Annotated in this window: 9 protein-coding genes; 3 read left to right on the top strand and 6 right to left on the bottom strand. The window is 64.2% G+C overall.

Annotated elements, in window-relative coordinates:
- Positions 1 to 138 precede the first annotated feature (138 nt).
- From CJ178_RS13090 to CJ178_RS13065, 6 genes are all read right to left on the bottom strand, one after another.
- Complete coding sequence (locus CJ178_RS13090; protein WP_095887960.1) at positions 139 to 3,405, bottom strand: (Fe-S)-binding protein; 3,267 nt, start codon at positions 3,403 to 3,405, stop codon at positions 139 to 141.
- Positions 3,406 to 3,823: 418 nt separating this feature from the next.
- On the bottom strand, positions 3,824 to 5,134 hold the full coding sequence (locus CJ178_RS13085; RefSeq protein WP_095886854.1) for a S1 family peptidase: 1,311 nt from the start codon (positions 5,132 to 5,134) through the stop codon (positions 3,824 to 3,826).
- Positions 5,135 to 5,284: 150 nt separating this feature from the next.
- Complete coding sequence (locus CJ178_RS13080) at positions 5,285 to 6,634, bottom strand: protease (RefSeq protein WP_095886853.1); 1,350 nt, start codon at positions 6,632 to 6,634, stop codon at positions 5,285 to 5,287.
- 110 nt (positions 6,635 to 6,744) lie between these two features.
- The gene (locus CJ178_RS32760; RefSeq protein WP_095886852.1) at positions 6,745 to 7,818 is read right to left on the bottom strand and encodes a hypothetical protein; all 1,074 of its coding nucleotides are present in this window, start codon (positions 7,816 to 7,818) and stop codon (positions 6,745 to 6,747) included.
- A 106-nt stretch (positions 7,819 to 7,924) separates the two neighbouring features.
- The gene (locus tag CJ178_RS13070; RefSeq protein ID WP_095886851.1) at positions 7,925 to 10,342 is read right to left on the bottom strand and encodes a helix-turn-helix transcriptional regulator; all 2,418 of its coding nucleotides are present in this window, start codon (positions 10,340 to 10,342) and stop codon (positions 7,925 to 7,927) included.
- Positions 10,343 to 10,357: 15 nt separating this feature from the next.
- Positions 10,358 to 11,986, bottom strand: coding sequence for an Hsp70 family protein (locus CJ178_RS13065; protein WP_179300745.1), 1,629 nt, complete (start codon positions 11,984 to 11,986; stop codon positions 10,358 to 10,360).
- 307 nt (positions 11,987 to 12,293) lie between these two features.
- Here CJ178_RS13065 and CJ178_RS13060 point away from each other — a divergent pair, with 307 nt between their 5' ends.
- From CJ178_RS13060 to CJ178_RS13050, 3 genes are all read left to right on the top strand, one after another.
- Positions 12,294 to 14,549 (top strand): IniB N-terminal domain-containing protein, encoded by a 2,256-nt coding sequence (locus CJ178_RS13060; protein ID WP_095887958.1) that lies wholly within the window; start codon positions 12,294 to 12,296, stop codon positions 14,547 to 14,549.
- Between the two features lie 106 nt (positions 14,550 to 14,655).
- Positions 14,656 to 16,530 (top strand): dynamin family protein, encoded by a 1,875-nt coding sequence (locus CJ178_RS13055; protein WP_095886850.1) that lies wholly within the window; start codon positions 14,656 to 14,658, stop codon positions 16,528 to 16,530.
- Complete coding sequence (locus CJ178_RS13050) at positions 16,527 to 17,999, top strand: dynamin family protein (protein WP_095886849.1); 1,473 nt, start codon at positions 16,527 to 16,529, stop codon at positions 17,997 to 17,999. Before CJ178_RS13055 ends, CJ178_RS13050 begins: the two co-directional genes overlap by 4 nt.
- Positions 18,000 to 18,095 lie beyond the last annotated feature (96 nt).

Here is an 18,095-nt window from a genome sequence, read left to right as displayed (position 1 = left end):
AGCAGTGTTTGTGTGCAGTGAGCAAGGGTTCCGGCGAGCTGGAAGGGGTGCTCGCTACCCAGAAACCCTGCTCGCTTACGAGCCTGGCAAACACGAACGCCCCCGCCGTGATGGCGAGGGCGTTCGATGACGTGATTACTACTTGCGGCCGGGAGCCTTTGCGCCTGCCTTGAATCCGAGCCCGCCCGGCTTTGCGGCCGGGGGAGCCTTGGGGGCCTGCGCAGCGGGAGCCTCGGCAGCTGGTGCCTCGGTGGCTGGTGCTTCGGTAGCCGGAGCTTCAGGTGCAGCCGCTTCTACTACCGGTTCGGCAGCGGGAGCCGGAGCTGCAGCAGCGGGCGCTACCTTGCGTGCACCGGGAGCCTTTGCACCCGACTTGAATCCGAGCCCACCAGCCTTGGCAACCGGCGGAGCCTTAGGAGCGGGAGCCTCGGCGGCCGGTGCTTCAGTGGCGGGTGCCTCGGCAACAGGAGCCGCCGGGGTTTCCGCAACGGGAGCCGGAGCTGCGGCAGCGGGAGCTGCCTTCTTTGCACCGGGAGCCTTTGCGCCCGACTTGAATCCGAGCCCGCCGGCCTTGGCAACCGGCGCAGCCTTGGGGGCCTCGGCGGCAGGTGCGGCGGGAGCCTCGGCAGCAGGTGCGGCGGGGGCCTCAGCAGCCTTTGCGCCCGGAGCCTTTGCCCCACCCTTCATCTGCAGACCCTTGCCGGGAGCCTTGGCGCCGGACGCCAGGCCCAGACCCTTCGGCTTGGCGGGTGCGGCCGGAGCAGCGGCTTCGGGTGCAGCAGTTTCAGGAGCGGGTGCTGCTGCAGCCTTTGCGCCCGGTGCCTTGGCAGCGCCCTTCATCTGCAGACCCTTGCCACCGGGAGCCTTGGCTCCGCCGGCCAGGCCGAGGCCCTTGGGCTTTGCGGCGGGTGCAGCTTCGGGTGCTGCGGACTCGGGAGCTTCGGCAGCTGCCGGAGCAGCCTTCTTGGCGCCGGGAGCCTTTGCCCCGCCTGCCATTCCGAGTCCCTTGCCGGGTGCCTTTGCGCCGGGTGCCTTGGCCAGACCCTTCATTGCGAGGCCCTTGCCGGCGGCAGCGGGTGCTGCCGGGGTAGCGGCCGGAGCTGAGGGCTCGGCCGCGGGTGCGGCTTCTTCGACGACGGGTGCCGCGGCAACCGGTGCCTTCTCACGCGGGATCACCTTGATGTTCTCGGTGAGCTGGCTGGGTTCGAGGCGGGTGACGGAGTTCAGCATCAGCTGTGCGACGTCGACAACCTCGACGCCTTCTCCCTTGCCCTGTTCCTGGCGTGCGGTGACGCCGTCGTTGAGCATGACGCGGCAGAAGGGGCAACCCGTTGCGATCTTCTTGGGGTTGGTGGACAGCGCTTCGTCGACGCGGTCGACGTTGATGCGCTTACCGATGTTCTCTTCCATCCACATGCGGGCGCCACCGGCACCACAGCACATGGATCGTTCGCCGTGACGCGGCATTTCGACGAGCTTGGCGCCGGATGCTTCCATGAGTTCACGGGGTGCGTCGTAGACCTTGTTGTGGCGGCCGAGGAAGCACGGGTCGTGGTAGGTGATGTCTTCGCTCACCGACGCGACCGGGATCAGCTTCTTCTGGCGCACCAGACGGTTGAGCAGCTGGGTGTGGTGCACGACCTCGTAGTCGCCGCCCACCTCCGGGTACTCGTTACCGAGGGCGTTGAAGCAGTGCGCACACGTGACGACGATCTTGCGCTTCTTCTGCTCGACACCCTCGAAGACGGAGTTGAGCATTTCGATGTTCTGCAGCGCGAGCTGCTGGAAGAGGAACTCGTTGCCGGCGCGGCGAGCGGAGTCGCCGGTGCAGGTTTCGTCGGCGCCGAGGACCATGAACTTCACACCCGCGGTCGCGAGCAGTTCCGCGACAGCCTTCGTGGTCTTCTTGGCGCGGTCTTCGTAGGCGCCGGCGCAGCCGACCCAGAACAGGTACTCGTAGTCCTCGAACGTGTCGGCGTCCTTGCCGTACACGGGGATCTCGAAGTCCATCTCGTTGATCCAGTTGAGGCGGTCCTTGGAGTTCTGGCCCCAGGGGTTGCCCTTGTTCTCGAGGTTCTTGAACAGGCCGGCGAGCTCGGACGGGAACTCCGATTCGATCAGGACCTGGTAGCGGCGCATGTCGATGATGTGGTCGACGTGTTCGATGTCGACCGGGCACTGTTCGACGCAGGCGCCGCAGTTGGTGCAGCTCCACAGGGTTTCGAGATCGATGACCGGTGCGAGTTCACCCTCGACCGTCTCGCCGACGAGTTTGCGCTCGGCTTCCTGGCGGGCGGCTTCGGGGATTGCGGCGAGGGCGGCTTCGTTGACGTTGCCGTCGGCGTCGACCAATCCGATTTCGTCGCCGCCCATGTCCTTGCGGCCACCGGCCAGCAGGTACGGGGCCTTGGCGTAGCCGTGGTCACGCAGCGACATGATGAGGAGCTTGGGAGAGAGCGGCTTTCCGGTGTTCCAGGCGGGGCACTGGGACTGGCAGCGGCCACACTCGGTGCACGTGGTGAAGTCGAGCCAGCCCTTCCATGAGAAGTCTTCGATCTGGCCGGCGCCGAGGGTGTCGGTGTCGGGATCGACGTTGTCCATCGTCAGGGCTTTACCCGCGCTCATCATGGGCTTTGCCGCGCCGAGAGCAACAGTTCCGTCGTCTTCACGCTTGAAGTAGATGTTGAAGAACGCGGAGAAGCGGTGCCAGGCAACACCCCAGGTGATGTTGCGGCCGACGATGTACAGCCAGATCATGCCGGACATCAGCTTGATGAACGCAAAGATGGCCACCATCGTGGCGCTGGCCGGGAGCAGCTTGGCCAGGTTCATCGTGAAGAAGTCGGTCCACGGATTGGAATGACCGTAAGTCGCGATCTTGCCGGCCTTCACGAAGATCATGCCGAGGCCCTCGATGAGGACAACGGTTTCGACGAAGTAGGCAGCCTTGAAATCCGAGCCGCCGAAGCGGGACAGGCGGATCGGCAGGCGCGGGTGGTTGAGCTGGCGGATGACGATCAGCGTGGTGATGCCGATGACGGTGCCAAGACCCAGAATCTCGTCGACCAGGTGGTAGATGGCCCAGTTGCCGAAGATCGGCCAGTGGAACTCGGGGTTGAACGTCTGGCCGTAAGCCTCGAACCAGACGATGGCGCCGAGCAGGAAGCCGACCATGACAAGCCAGTGAGCCCAGCCGACGGTACGGAACTTCGCCATGCGCGTGTGCGCGATGAACTCGATGACCATCTGCTTGAAGCGGGGGAAGAACGGACGCCAGCGGTCTGGTGCTGATTGGCCGATTTGGACGACCTTCACCATCTTGAGCGCGCCACCGATGAAGGAATACCAACACACGAGGCTCAGCAGCACACCGATGGTGCCCAACGTGATCGTCAGGGCATTCATGTCGCGGCCTTTCATTTCAGGGCGACGCGTCGGCCACCTGGTAAGAGCCCACTGATACTAACCTGCCATATGTTACCCGCCAGTAGCTTGATGTGCCCACTATGTGTACCGGTGAGTAACCATGCTTGGCCTGGCGAGATCAATTATTCCGCAACGACGGGCTTGGCCGCTGCGCAAACATATCTACCGTCACGTTAGGTGGTGTGCATCTCGCCCCTGTTAATCAGGCAGCCCTAACCTGCCGTCCGCGCTGTTTTGGCGGTACCGACCGACCCGTCCGGAGCGAACGTACCTTTCGGCGCATCCAGGGCGATGAAAGGTACGTTCGCACCGGTAGGGGCGGGGGGAAAGGGCGCATTTGCGACAAAAAACTGTGGCCCACCTCGACAGGAGGTGAGCCACAGTAGGTGCGGTGCGATCAGTAGTCGCGGACTTTCAAGCCGGGGTTTTCGGCGAGGATGTCCTTGATGGGCGTTCCGTACTGAATCGGCTGAGGGCTGCCGATGAGTGTCGCCGCCCGGGCGACCTCGCAGAAGGAAGATGTTGCGACCGTCGACGCGCTGGTGATGCCCAGTGCCCGGGTGCCGGTCATGATCGGGCCGCCACTGTCGCCCTGAAGGACGCAGATGTCGGTGGTGAAGAGGTTGGACATCGGCTGCTCCGAGACCACTGCGTTGCGATTGACGCTGGTGACAACGCCGCAGCTGTAGCCGGTGGTCGATCCGGCCTTGCAGACCGGTGCGCCGACAACGGGATCGGCAACCCCGTCGATGTTGACGGATCGGTTGAAGGGAACCCGGACGCTGTTGTTGTCGAACCGGTACTTCGCCTGGTCGTCGATGTTGATGATCGAGTAGTCCCGCGGCCCGAACACGCTCTTGGCGAAGTATCCCACTCGCGGTCCCGGCTGGTTGTTGACGAGCGGGAAGGCTTCAGAGGCGTACTGCGTGCCTGCGGCGATGCGGTTGGGGTCGCAGTGTCCTGCGCTGATGTTGACGGTGCGACCGGAGGCATCGGTTCCGTTGAAACCGAAGGAACATTTGAATCCGTTGAAGCCGGAGATTCCGCCGAACGCGTCGCCGCCGAGCGCGGCGTCGCCGGTCAGGGAACCGGTGGCGGGGAGGAGGTCGACAACGATCGGCGGTACGGAGATCGGGACGGCGGCGTGGCGGACGGTTGTGTTCAGGAAGTCCGGCAGGGCCAGTCCGGCTGCCGGATCTGCGGTCAACTCGACGCCGTTTCCGACAACGTCGATGGCAATTCCCCGAACCAGATCTGCGACGGCAGGTGGCTGCGACTCGAGCCAGGTGTTGAGTGCGGACACCTCGTTCTGCAAAGCCGATTCGCTCTGTGCCACGTCATTGACCTGGAAACCGGCTTTTTCGGCGGCCGAGCGAGCTGCATCGTTGCCCTGCCCGGAGGCCAGTGCAACAACGGCCTGCCCGAGGTCGTCCAGCCAGACTCCGGCAAAACTGTCGGGGAACTGCACCCGCGCGATGTCTGCGAACTCGGCAAGTTTCTGCGCGAGTTCCGAACGCGTCAGGTACTGATCAGGCGTCAATGCCAGATCGTGCTGAAGTGCCTCGGCGAGTTCGACGGGCAGATGTGCGGCCTGGTCGGACACGCCGGGCGTCGACGGTTCGGCACTCGCAACAGCGGCAATCGGTCCGAGGAGCAGCAGCATCGTCGATCCGAACACTGCGGCGCGACGTGCGGTGGAGCTTCGCATGTGGGCCTTTCCGCTTCATTGACCGCGTGCGGCCCCCCTGGGTGCACGCGGATACGGCCCGCCTTTCGGCGAGCCGTATCGCAGTCGCACACGACTATAACGGGTTCTTCCCCACGAATCCCACCCGTTACAACGAGTGAGTTCCGGTGATCAGCCGATTGTGCGGACCTGGATTCCGGATCCGACGCCGCCACTGGAGGCTGCGTCAGCGGCCTGCGTGATGTTGTCTACGGGGATTCCGATGTTCGTGGTCCCGCCGGACATGGCGAGGACAAGATTCGCTTCGGTGCAGTTGGGGGCGCCGGTGCTGTTGGAACCGCTCGTGATTCCCAATGCCAGGGTTCCGGTGACGATAGCTCCGCCGCTGTCGCCCGCAAGGGTGCATGCTGTTCCGGCAAAGCCGCGAACGGTGCGCGATTCGCCGCCGGGCCGGACAAGCTGGATTTCAACCTGATCGGCTGCGACCACGCCACACGTGAACGAGCTGGCCTGACCGGACTTGCACATCGGTGCTCCGATGACGGGGCGTGCGGTGCCCGTGATCTCGAGGGTCGTGCCACCGGCGCCGCGCACAGATGCGCGGTCGAGTCCGGCGTCGACGCCTGCCTGGTTGAGCTTGATGACGGAGTAGTCGAGTTCTTCGCCGGCCTTACCTACCGCGGACTGGGCGAAGTTGCCGACCTGGAGGCTGTCGTCGATGTTCTGCGGGTTGGGCAGATAGACGGGTGCAGCGGTTCCCTCGGCCTTATTGCAGTGTCCCGCACTGATATTGAGCGCATTGTCGTGACTGTCGACGGCATTGAATCCGAACGAGCAGACGGAGATGTCCTCGGTCGGTGTCTCGCGGATCGGACCCGGTGACGTGACATAGATGTCGCCGCCGAGTGCGCGAGCGTCGATCGCGCCGCCGACATCCGGGCTGAGCCGAATTTTGGTGTTCTCGAGCATCGTGGGCAGGTTGAGTGCCTTGCCGACGGGGCTGTTGGCAACGTCGACGACAACCTGGTTGTTCAGTACGTCGATGGAGGTGGAGCTGACTGCCGTCGCGATATCGCCGGGCAGTTTCGCGATCCATCCGTTGACGTCGGCAAGGCTCTGTTCCAGACTGCCTGCGGAGACCGGTGCCACATGCGTGACGAATCCGTCGGCTGCGGCGACGCGTGCTGCATCGGCGCTGGTTACTGCCACAACCGGTTGACCGTCGAGGTTCATCCACGAGCCCGCGTAATCGCCGGGGCGCGAGGACCGGAAGCTTTCCGCGTACGCACCCAACTCCTGGGCCTTGGCGGCGCGATCGAGATATTCCTGTGGGGAAATCTTCAGATCTCGGCTGATCGCCTCGACCAGTTCGGCGGGTAGCTGATCCGCGGAGAGCTGTTCGACTGATGATTCGGATGTGGGTTCTGCCGGCTGCGCCAAAGCTGTAGCTGAGAACGATGTTGCGAGCAGAAGTGCCGAGGCGCCGACCAGAACGGTCCGGATCGCCGACGAGTTACGCATGAAATCCCTTCGAGTCTTTCGGCCGTAACGCCGGAAGGTACCGCCCCACCATAGGGGAAGGCTCCGATGTGAGGTCGGGCGCCTAGGTCGAGGGAAGTCGATATGTGCAGCTAGGGAGTTGTTTCTGGTGCCTGTTCGGGATCGACGGGCTGCGGGTCGACAGGCTGCGGGTCGACCGGTTCGGGATCGACAGGCTGCGGATCGACCGGTTCCGGATCAGTTGTGCCAGGGTCGACGGGATCGGTCTGTTCGCCGCCAACGTCGTAGTCGTCCACGGCGGGGATCTCGGATGCGAGCGGTTCGGCGCTCTCGTCTTCGGTCGGAACGTCGTCAAATTCGTCGACCAGAAGGGCGTCCTGGGTGGGAGCCTGATATCGCGGGGTCGGCGTGCGGTTCTGTGGGACGACGGCCACGGGCGCGGCAGTGGGGAATTGGATCGGAACCTCGCGAAGGGGCGCGGGATCGGTGGGCGGCGCTATTTCGGCATACGCCGGGACGGCGGCGTCACGAATTTCCGGCACCTGCGTTGTGGGGGCGTTACCGATCAACACCGCGAGCGCGCATGCCGCGGCAGTCAAGAGACCGGCGACGGCGGCTGCGAGGTAGACGGGCCGCCGACTCGGTGCGGCATCTGTGCTGAGGATGTCTTCCGTCTCCGGCGCCTGCTCGATGTCGGGGACGGAAGCACTCGCCGCGCGGGGAACAGCCAGAACCGCGGCTCCCCGTGCCGAGCGTTCACCCGTGGTGATGTCGGAATCGAGGTTGTAGGCGCCGAGGGTCGCGGAGTAGGGCGCAAGTTCGATGTAGTCGAGATCCATGCTGTCGAGCGCGGTTCGCAGCGTGTCCACAGATCGAGCCGAGAAGTTGGGAGGGATGGCGGCGACAATGCGCAGCGGCTGATCGGTGAGGCTGTGCACTTCCGCAACGAGGCAGTACAGCGCGGTTGCGACCAGTTCTTCACCGCGCGTCCGCTGGGTGGGAGCCGCTTCGTTGTCGGTAGTGACTCGGTCGAGGAACCGTCGTACGCCCGGTGAATGTGTGTGGGCAGTACCCAGTGCGATAGTGCCGTCCGGCGCGTGGTGCAGCACGGACTCGTGGTCGATGATCACCGGTTCGGCGTCGGGCACGGCGATCACCGCAGTGCAACGTGTGTTGCCGACATCAAGTCCGACTCCCCAGGTCACCGCGTCCCCCTAATATGGCTATCGAATCGCATCGCACAAAAAACATGCACTGGCTGTGGAAACTACCACTCGAAAGCTCGTTTGTGCCAGAAGGGTGAATATTCAGTTAATTCCGGTTCTGGGTCGTGAGGCTGCGCAGGACTACCAGGAGTTCTGAACGGGACTGCGCTCCGACTTTCCGCTTGATGCGCGCGACATGATGTTCGACGGTTTTCGCGGAGATGTAGAGGCGCTCACCGATTTCGCGGTAGGTGAGCCCGAGTACGACAAGTTCGGAGATCTGGTGTTCGCGCTCGGTCAAGGGCGAGTCGGGGAGTGCGTTGGTATCTTCTCTCGAGGAACCAGGCTCAGGTGTGTTGACCCGAAAGGAGCGCGCGAGCTGAAGCAACGTTGTTGCGGACTTGGTGTCGGGTGCCCGAAGCGCGGCCTCTCCCGCAAGGCGCGCAGCGTCCCACGAGTGACCGATTCGATTCAGAGTTCTTGCAGCGGTCTCGATTTCGTCGCCGCTCACCGTTCCTTGAAGGACAAGCAGCCATTGGCGGCCGGCTTCGGCGAGACCCGCGGAATACGAGTGGATCTTGGCTGATTCCGCGAGCGCACGCGCGTGCGGCAGCAGATCAGCCGGGGATTGTCCCAAAATCGCGGCCTGGACGCCGTACCAGTGAAACAGCGACGACCACAGCGGCGGATCGCCGAGCAGCCGTAGCAGATCCTGAGCCTCGTCGATGAGATGGTCGACGTGTTCCGTATCGCCGAGACGAACTGCGGCCAGCCACAATTCGCAGATCGGCAACAGATCGAGCAGATTGACGCTGCATTCGAAGAGGGTTCCCGACGCCCGAGACCACGTGCGACGCACGTCCTCGAGGTCCCCGAATCTCCGGGCGACACCCACTTCCAACGCTAGGAGAAACAATGTGTCGCGCTGGCCGAGGGAATCCGTGAGCGCTGATTCGGGGATGTCGGCGACGGGGTTTTCACTGCCGGCGAGCAGTGCTGCCCACGCGGCGAGAATCTGATGACGGGCCCACAGATGGCTGGATGTGTCGTGCGCTGGGGTTGCTTTCGCCAGAACGTCTCTAGCCCGATCATGTGCTCCGGTGTGCATGAGTGCAGTGGCGACGATGGCAGCAGGGGAGTCGGCCTGAAAGCGCGAAGCCCCAGGAGATCGAGGCAGTGTCAGCGCCCGGGACATCGTGTTGAGCGCAAGCGGAGGCGGTCCCGTCAGCGACTGCATGAGTCCGCGGGCGAGCAGGCCGGTCCCGGTACTGCCTGGCGATGGTGCGCCGCTGGTTCCGGCGAGCATCGCCGTGGCGTCGTCGATGCGGCCGGACGCGACGAGGAGGATCGCCCCGAATGCCGATTCCGCGTCTGCTCGCGCGGGGCCGAGCCACGCGTAGAGTTCTGCGCCGGAGGCGATCTGACCGCACACTGCGGATACCGCTGCTGAGATTCGCACTGCAACAGCTAGATCGGCGTCTTGTGCGCTCTGATCGCCGAGTATCGAATCTGTCAGGCTGACAGCGGTATCGAGGTCGCCGCGCGAGGCCGCGCACTCCGCGTGGTGCAGCATGGTTTCGGCAGAAGGGGATTCGATCACCGCAGCCCGCTGGTACAGATCGGCGGCTGTAGCGGAGGTGGCGCGCTTGGCGTGCTCGTAGAAGTGTTGTGCGATCCCGGGGTGACGTACTCCTGCATCAAAAAGTCGCACAGCGGTGTCGATATCGAGAACGCCCGCTTCGATGCGCCGGCCCAGTATTCGATCCAATGTCGCGCGCTCGGAGCCGACTCCGAGAGGATGCGCCAGTGATTCGACGATCGCGGGGGATTGCGCAGCAAACAGTCCCGTTCCCAGAGCGCGATCGAATGCGTCGCTCGGACCGCCGAGTTCCAGTTCGTCGGGCGCGAGATTGTGCACGATACTCGAGATGTGCAGAATCTCGCGTTGCCGGGTATCGAGCGCACCCACGGTGCGGGCGAAGTACCCCCGAAGTGCATCGTCGACGGTCTGACGCCCCCGAACCGGCGACCGAAGGGCCGCGTCGAGGGCTCCGAAATGTCCACCCGACAAGAACTCGAGATCGCTGGCTTCGTCCGGCGCGAGTGAATGCCCGTACCCGTTCGCGAGTGCCTGAATATCCGAGCAGCGCAAGCGGTCCAGGTGGAGTACCGAACCTGACGCGGAGAAGTCGGCCGCAGTGTCGGCCAGACGCGGATCGACCATGTCCGTCGCCACGACGGCTGAGATGTCGGTGCGTCGCAGCGTTTCGAGGACCTTCGCAAGCTCGGCCGCGTCGAGGTCCAGCGCGTTGTCGATCAAGAGAACGGTATCGGGCCCACGGTCGTCTCCGGTGAAATCGGCTGTCACGACGACGGCTTCGCGGCCGATCAAGCGTCGGTGCACCGCTGCGACAAGCTGTGGCCGAGCACTTGCACCGGAACCGGTGACAAACAATCTCAGCGGTTCGGCGTCCAGGTCGATAGTGCTCAGAAGGTCACGGATATAAGGAGATTCACTGTTCACGACGCAGTGCCTCGACTATCCGACGGGAAAGCGTGGGATGGCTGTTGGCAGTGTCAGTTGGTCCGGGAATTGCGGCGCGACAACAACGGGAAGCTCCGGAACCTCGAACGCCGGGACCTGGGGAATCTGAAATGGCGAACCGGAGTCGACGTTCTGCTGGGCGGTCGTGGGATCGGAGTTCGGCTGCGCGGCAGCAGGTGGGTCTGTGGCTACTGGTGCGGCGGGCGCACCCGTTCCGGCAGCCCCCGTCGTCGCGACGCCCACAGATCGGGTGCCGGGGGCGGGCGACCCGGTGACGGCGACAGCTGCGCCTGTCGACGGCGCGGCGTCGGCCACCGGTTCGGAGCCCGATGGCGCGCTCGGGTTGGACGTTATTGCCGAAGTAGGGGATTCGATACTCGGGTCGGCGGAACTCGAAGCGGGTTTGATCTTGTCCACTGCGGTACCGATTCCGAGTCCACCAGCCGCGAGGATCGCACACGCGCCGACGACAGCTGCGACGATGCCCACTCGGGACGAGCGCCGCGCCGCCGATGTGGCCTCGGGGTCCGAAGTAACAACAATCGGTGTCGAGAATGCCGGAACGGGAATCGGTTTCGGCTGCGAATGTTCGACGGCAGTAGCGGTATTTCCTATTGCGGTTGCGCGAGTTGCAGCTCCGGCCGCCGCGCAGGATCGTGGATCCGGTGCGGCGATCATCGGTACTCGGAGTTCGGACGACAACAGTTCCGCGACCAGTGGGATGGACGAGCTACCGCCCGCGAGAACAACATGACTGACGTCGTTCGACTCGACACCGGCTGATCGCATCGCCTCGTGTACCAAGGCAACCGATCGTGTGATCGCGGGACGGAGTAAGTCTTCGAGTTCGGACCGGACAAGGCGTAGGTTGTGGGAGCCGCCGGGAAGATCAACGTGGACAACCGTTTCGGTATCGAACGACAGAGCTTCCTTGGCCTCGCGAGCGTGGACACGAAGCGCTGTCAAGGCTTCGAGAGTCTCCGGCACGGACGTGTCGATGTGTGTATCGCGGTCGAATTCGGTGAGTAGATGCATGGTGACAAGCTGATCGAACTCGTCGCCGCCGATGTCGTCGGAGTGCAGGGGCTTGCCGACGATCGTGGTATTCCCACCAGTGGTGGTCACGACAGTGACGTCGAGCGATCGGGCACCCAGATCGAAGACCACGGTGAGCCCTTCCGAATCGGGGTGACCGGAAGTGCGCAACCAGTCCACCACGGCGATCGGCTCCGCGACCAGCGTCGTATTTACCGCGATGGCGTCGTGAATCATTCTGGTAGACAGGGCGTTTTCCAATGCCGAAACCGCGTGACGGCTCCACCAGGCGGGATGGGCGATGACAACGTGGCTCGGCTGGTCGTGATCAGCAAGAGCGTCGCGCATCAGCGTCGTAATCGCTACCGCGGTGAGGTCCTCGCCGCGATGTGGGGTCCCGTCGGCGGAGAACAGCGGAACCGGGTCACCCACGCGTTCCACGAAGTCGGTGAAGATGCTGCTCGGATCCAGTTGAACGACACTGTCACTCCGCACGGTACGTCGGGAGCTTGCGGGGGTGTCGTCGAGTTTGTCGACGACGGCCACCAGAGTTGTCGAGCCGATACCGATGCCGAGCCCTGCCTCCATGAAAGTGAACTCCTCGGTAGTGGATGGTCGAACGCCCGTCGCAGTTGTCTGCAATGTCGGGATGAAGGACGGGTTTGTTACTCCCCGGAGGCTCCTCGATGCGAAGTAGGGGAGCGATCCCCTATCGGGGGCAAATCCCCTAACACCGATACCGGGGGATTCTCCCTGCGATCTGGAGCGGGAGTGGGGGCGTTCCCCGTTGGGGTCGGCGCTCGATCGACTTAGCGTTGACGGCAGTCGATTCGCATGCAGCGAAGCACCATCCGCTCGAACCGCGATACTCACCAAGATTTCAGGAGAACCCATCATGGCTACCAATGCCGTACTCGAATTCATTCTCGGTCTGTTGCGTGACGACGAGGCCGCCGCTCAGTACTGCGCAAATCCCGTCGCAGCACTCAATGCAGCCGGCCTGTGCGAGGTGAGTCCTGCCGACATCGTCGCCGTTGCACCTCTTGTTGCCGAGTCCGGGCTTTTTGCCGGAGCGGGCGCTGACCTGTCCGCGATCGTCAACGCCGGAACCCAGGCGGCCGGAGCACTCGGCGGCACCCTGGGCGGCGGACTGGGCGGCGGACTGGGCGCTGGCCTCGGTTTGGGAGGCAGCGTCGGTCTCGGCGCGGGAGCCGGATTGGGTCTCGGCGGCGCGCTTGGTGGTGAGTTCGGTGGTGGCATAGACGTCGCCGGTGATTTTGCCGCGGCACTGAGCGCTGCCCTCGCAATCGGTGGCGACATCAGTGCGCAGCTCGGAGCCGCTTTTGGTGGCGTCATCGAAGCTGGTCTGGGGCTTGGCTCGGCTGTTGATCTGGAGGGCGTTCTCGATATCGGAGCTCAGCTAAGTGCGGCTCTGAGTGGGGCGCTCGGCGTGGGTGGCTCTCTCACCGCTGAGTTGGGTGCGGCGCTGGATGCTGCGATTGCAGCGGCCGGTGGGCTGGACCTGGCGGCCGGGCTTTCCGGAGCGTTGGCGCCGGTGTTCGCGGTCGGTGGGGATATCGGTTCGGGCCTCGGTCTGGCGCTCGGTGGGGTGCTCGACGGCGCCGGGAGCCTCGACGGGCTTCTCGCTCTCGGCGGTGGGTTGGGTGCCGGCCTGTCAGGCGCACTCGAATCGGCGTTGGCGCTCGGTGGTGGCATCGATGTCGCCGGTGATTTTGCCGGTGCTCTGGGCGCGGCGCTCGGATTCGGTGGGGACATCAGCTCGCAGCTCGGAGCTGCTTTTGGCGGAGTCCTCGAAGCTGGTCTCGGTCTCGGTTCCGTGGTTGATCTGGGGGGAGCTGTCGACGTCGGAGCTCAGCTCAGTGCGGCTCTGAGTGGGGCACTCGGAGTGGGTGGCTCTCTGACGACCGAGTTGGGTGCGGCTCTGGACGCTGCGATCGCCGCGGCCGGTGGACTGGACTTGGCGGCCGGACTTTCCGGAGCATTGGCACCGGTGTTCGCGGTCGGTGGGGATATCGGTGCGGACCTCGGTCTGGCGCTCGGCGGAGTGCTCGACGGCGCCGGGAGCCTCGACGGGCTTCTCGCTCTCGGCGGCGGATTGGGCGCAGAGCTGTCGGGCGCACTGGAATCGGCGTTGGCACTGGGCGGCGGAATCGATCTCGGCGGCGATCTGAGCGCTGCCTTGTCCACTGCACTCGCGGCCGGCGGATCGATCGGCACCGACCTCGGAGCGTCTCTCGGCGGCACTCTCGGAGCATTGACGGACGTCAGCGCACTGACCGGGCTGGCCGGCAATCTTGATCTCGGCGCCGTACTCAGCGGGGCGCTGACAAGCGCACTGGGAGTGGGCGGCAGTCTCGACACCGGGGTGGAAGCTGCGTTGGCGGGCGCTCTGGATTCGGCTCTGGCTCTCGGCGGCGGACTCGACCTCGACGCCGTGCTTGGCGGGAGCGCGGATCTCGGAACCGAGCTTTCCACGGTGCTGTCCGGTGCTCTGGGCGGCGGAGGATCGGTCGGAGCAGACCTCGGCGGCGCACTCGGCGGCGTGTTGAACGGATCCACAGGCTCGGCAATCGGCGGCGACGCCGTCGCAGGGCTTGGTGCGTCGTTGGATGCAGCACTGAACGCCGGCGGATTCGATACCGGTTCGATCGGCGCAACCCTGCCCAGCCTCGACCTGGGGGCCGTGAACCTCGGTTCCGTCAGCGCGGATCTGCCTGAACTCGATCTCGGCAGCTTCTCGGCCGAAGGGCTGGATATCGGCGGGGTCAGCGCGGGCCTGAACTCGACGGTTGGCGGCGTGCTTGACGCAGGTGCCGGTCTCGATGCAACAGCCGGTCTCGACGCGGTCACTGACGCGGCGACGCAGATCGGTGGCTCGCTCGAGGGCGCACTTGGCGGTTCAGGTGCACTCGGTGGATCGTTCGATGGTGGTCTTGGTGGTTCATTCGACGGTGGTCTTGGTAGCTCGACCAACCCCTGGTCGTCGATCGACGCCAGTGACGCATTCGGAACCGGATCAAGCGGCTCCCTTGACGCTGATTCCTCGGAGTCGTTGTTCGCGCCGGACTCGGTTGCCGACGTTGTCGAGCAGGTCGATCCGCTGGCAGTACTCGACAACCTGCACCCCTGAGTCAGCGGGTACGGAAACGGACTGATGTAACAATTCCGGCCCTGCGTGCGCTAAGCGTGCAGGGCCGGAATTGCCGAATCGGAAGAACTGCGAGTCGACGGAACACATGGAAACTGCAGCGGATCAGGTCAGCAGTCGTAAGGCACGCGTCGCGTCGGCGGCCGCGTCGTTGCTCGATCGAACGGCGGTACTTGCGAGAGATATCGATCGATCCGATCTGGTCGCACGCGCCGAGAGCGCGCTGGTGCGCGTCACCGATCCCCGGATTCGCATCGTTGTTGTAGGCCCGCTCAATCAGGGCAAGAGCCAGTTCGTGAATTCGCTGCTCGGTTGCGACGTGTGTTCCGTCGGAGACGACGAGACAACGGCCGTTGCGACGGTAGTTCAGTACGGGGAAACCGCTGGCGCAGAGCTGGTTCTGGCCGAACCTGGTAGTGAACCTCGGAGAGTTCCGCTCCCGCTCGACGAGTTGCTCGGCATAACGCCCGCAACACCACGGGCCGACGGACGGGAAGTCCTCCGCATCGACGTTTCCGTTCCGAGCCCGCTGTTGGCCGACGGGCTGGTCTTCATCGACACACCGGGCGTCGGAGGGCACGGAAATCCGCATGCTGCTGGAACTTTGGGACTGATTACGTCGGCAGATGCGGTGCTGGTGCTCTCGGATTCGAGTGCGGAGTTCACCGAGCCTGAAGTCGCGTTCATCCGGCAGGTCCTGAATCTGTGCCCCGTTGTTGCCGGTCTTGTCAGCAAGACGGATCTGTACCCTCACTGGCGTCGGATTGTCGACGCAAATCATGGTCACCTGCAACGCGCCGGCCTCGAGCTTCCGCTGATTCCGATATCTTCCGTCCTGCGATCACATGCGCTGCGCTTGGACGACCGGGAACTCGATGCGGAATCCGGATTTCCCGACCTCTATCAGTTCTTGCGGGACAAGGTTGTTGCGCGCGGCGAGGCAAATACGCGGCGAGCGGTGGTGATGGACGTGCAGTCCATTGCCGCCCACTTGTCGCTGGAAATGGGCAGTGAGCTTGCGGCGCTGCGTGATCCGTCGACGGCGCAAGCAGCAGTGGCCGGATTGCATCGGGCCAGGGAAGTGGCAGAAGAACTGCACAAGAAGACCTCCCGCTGGCAGCAGAGCCTCGGCGACGGAATCGCCGATCTCGCTGCAGATATCGATCACGACCTGCGTGATCGTCTGCGCCGCGTCACCCGAGCGGCCGAGGAAACTGTCGACGAGTGTGACCCGGGCAAGGACTGGGATGCCGTCGGGAGTTGGCTCGAGCAAGAGATCGCCACAGCCATCGGAGATAACTTCGTTTGGGCGCATGATCGTGCGCAGTGGTTGGCGGAGGTAGTGGCCGAACACTTCGCCGAAACCGGTGACGTGGCGCTGCCGCAGATCGACCTTGCCGACACCGACGCTTTCCTCGAACCTGTTGCGGCGCTGTCGGATCTCGAATCCGGCCGTATCGGCATTACGCAGAAAGTTCTGGTGGGCATGCGCGGTTCGTACGGTGGCGTCCTGATGTTCGGGCTGATCACCACGATGATGGGTATGGCGTTGGTGAATCCGATCTCGATCGGTGCCGGAGTTCTGCTTGGCACCAAGGCTTATCGTGAAGACAAGCAGACACAGGTGCTCAAGCGCCGGGCCGATGCAAAGTCGGCGATCAGGCGCTACGCGGACGACGTGAGTTTCCAGGTGGGCAAGGAATCGAAAGACCGGCTCCGCCTGGTGCAGCGGCTCCTGCGTGATCATTTCACCGACATCGCCGAGCAGGCTTTGCGATCGATCAACGAATCGTTGCGGGCGACGCAGGAGGCGGCCAAATTGGAATCGAGCGAGCGGGCAGGACGTATCGCGCAGCTCGAGGAGAATCTGCGTGCGGCAGAGGAATTGACCACGCGTGCCGGATCGTTGGTCGGCGAGCGAGTACCGGCCGGCCGGTCTCGGAAGGCTGAGGTCGGAGCATGAATGTCACCGCCACGGAGTCGGCGCGCACGTTGATCGAGCAGGCGCGAGGATTTTATCTCGACAGCCCGGAACTCTGTGCTCAATTGGACGAGTGCGCGGCGCGGTTGGACGAGCCGCTGCGGGTAGCTCTGGCAGGTTCGCTCAAGGCCGGTAAGTCGACACTTCTCAATTCTCTTGTCGGGCAAGATATTGCACCGACAGATGCAACCGAATGCACACGAGTTGTCACTTGGTATCGAAACGGTACGACGCCGAAGGTAAGCGCTACGGACTCCGGCGGCACCGAGTTCCACATACCGGTGGCACGCAACAGCGGCCGGTTGACGTTCGATCTGGGTGTGCGCACATCTGAGATCGTCGATCGAATCGACGTGGAGTGGCCGTCGTCGGCGCTGGCGCGCATGACGATCATCGATACACCAGGCACGTCGTCGCTGTCCACCGACGTGTCGGCCCGGACGTGGAAAGCCCTCGTTCCCGACGACGGGGTGCCGGGCGCTGATGCCGTCGTGTATTTGCTGCGGGCGCTGAATGCGACTGACCTGCAGTTCTTGACGAAGGTTGCCGAACACGTCGGTGGTGAATCAGGTCCGCTCGGTGTGATCGGAGTGCTCTCGCGCGCGGACGAAGTGGGTGCGGGCCGAATGGACGCGATGGCGTCGGCCGACGATGTGGCGGGACGGTTTGCCGAGGAACTCGGCCGCTCGGGCCTGTGCCAGTCGGTGGTGCCGGTCGCCGGACTGTTAGCACTGGCTGCCCGGACTTTGCGGCAGAGCGAGTTTGCCGCGTTCGCGGCGCTTGCCGAGGTGCCTGCAGCCGATCTGAGCTCGGCGATGCTCTCGGCGGATCGTTTTGTCCGCGAAGACAGTTCGCTGCCGGTCGATGCGGCGATGCGGGCTCAGTTGGTGGAACGGTTCGGGCTGTTCGGGATTCGGCTGGCGGTGACGTCGGTCAAGTTGGGCGTCGGCGATTCTCCAACACTGGCAGCGGAATTGCTCCGCCGCAGTGGACTGGACGAGTTGCGTCGGGTGATCGATGTTCAGTTCGGCCAGCGCGCCGACCAACTCAAATCCCATACAGCGCTGGTAACACTGAGCCGACTGCTCGAACGCAATCCGCGCGAGAACACTGCACCGATCGCAGCGTCGGCGGCGCGACTCCTCGCCGACGTGCACGGTTTTCGCGAACTACGGCTGCTCGGGCGGCTCGGATCGGTTCACACCGATCTCTTGCCGGACGATCTCGCAGCGCTGCAGCGATTGATCGGCGGCCACGGAATCAGAACGCACGAGCGCTTGGGGGCGGCAGAAGGGGAGAGCCTCGATGCTCAGCGCGCCCAGGCCGCGGACGCAGCGCAGCGGTGGCGCACATTGTCGTCGCACCCACTGTTCGATCAGTTCACAGCGAGAGCGTGTCAGGTCGCAGCGCGCAGCGCGGAAGGTGTGCTCGCGGAAATCGTGGCCGAATAGGGATGTCATTAGTCCTGCGCGAGCGAGCCGACGGATCTATGTTGAGTTCGGAATGATCCGGACAAAACGCCTGGTTCGGATTCGGCCTCGTTGGGA

The sequence above is a fragment of the Rhodococcus sp. ACPA4 genome (assembly GCF_002300185.1).
Classification (GTDB): domain Bacteria; phylum Actinomycetota; class Actinomycetes; order Mycobacteriales; family Mycobacteriaceae; genus Rhodococcus_F; species Rhodococcus_F globerula.
Note: the sequence above shows the minus strand (reverse complement) of the source record. Positions and strands in the feature narration are given on the sequence as shown.

What these genes read in the sequence shown, in the direction of transcription:
- CJ178_RS13055 (WP_095886850.1), top strand. Translation starts at nt 14,656, where the DNA reads ATGGAAACTGCAGCGGATCAGGTCAGCAGTCGTAAGGCACGCGTCGCG.
- CJ178_RS13090 (WP_095887960.1), bottom strand. Translation starts at nt 3,405, where the DNA reads ATGAATGCCCTGACGATCACGTTGGGCACCATCGGTGTGCTGCTGAGC.
- CJ178_RS13080 (WP_095886853.1), bottom strand. Translation starts at nt 6,634, where the DNA reads ATGCGTAACTCGTCGGCGATCCGGACCGTTCTGGTCGGCGCCTCGGCA.
- CJ178_RS13050 (WP_095886849.1), top strand. Translation starts at nt 16,527, where the DNA reads ATGAATGTCACCGCCACGGAGTCGGCGCGCACGTTGATCGAGCAGGCG.
- CJ178_RS13060 (WP_095887958.1), top strand. Translation starts at nt 12,294, where the DNA reads ATGGCTACCAATGCCGTACTCGAATTCATTCTCGGTCTGTTGCGTGAC.
- CJ178_RS13085 (WP_095886854.1), bottom strand. Translation starts at nt 5,134, where the DNA reads ATGCGAAGCTCCACCGCACGTCGCGCCGCAGTGTTCGGATCGACGATG.
- CJ178_RS13065 (WP_179300745.1), bottom strand. Translation starts at nt 11,986, where the DNA reads ATGGAGGCAGGGCTCGGCATCGGTATCGGCTCGACAACTCTGGTGGCC.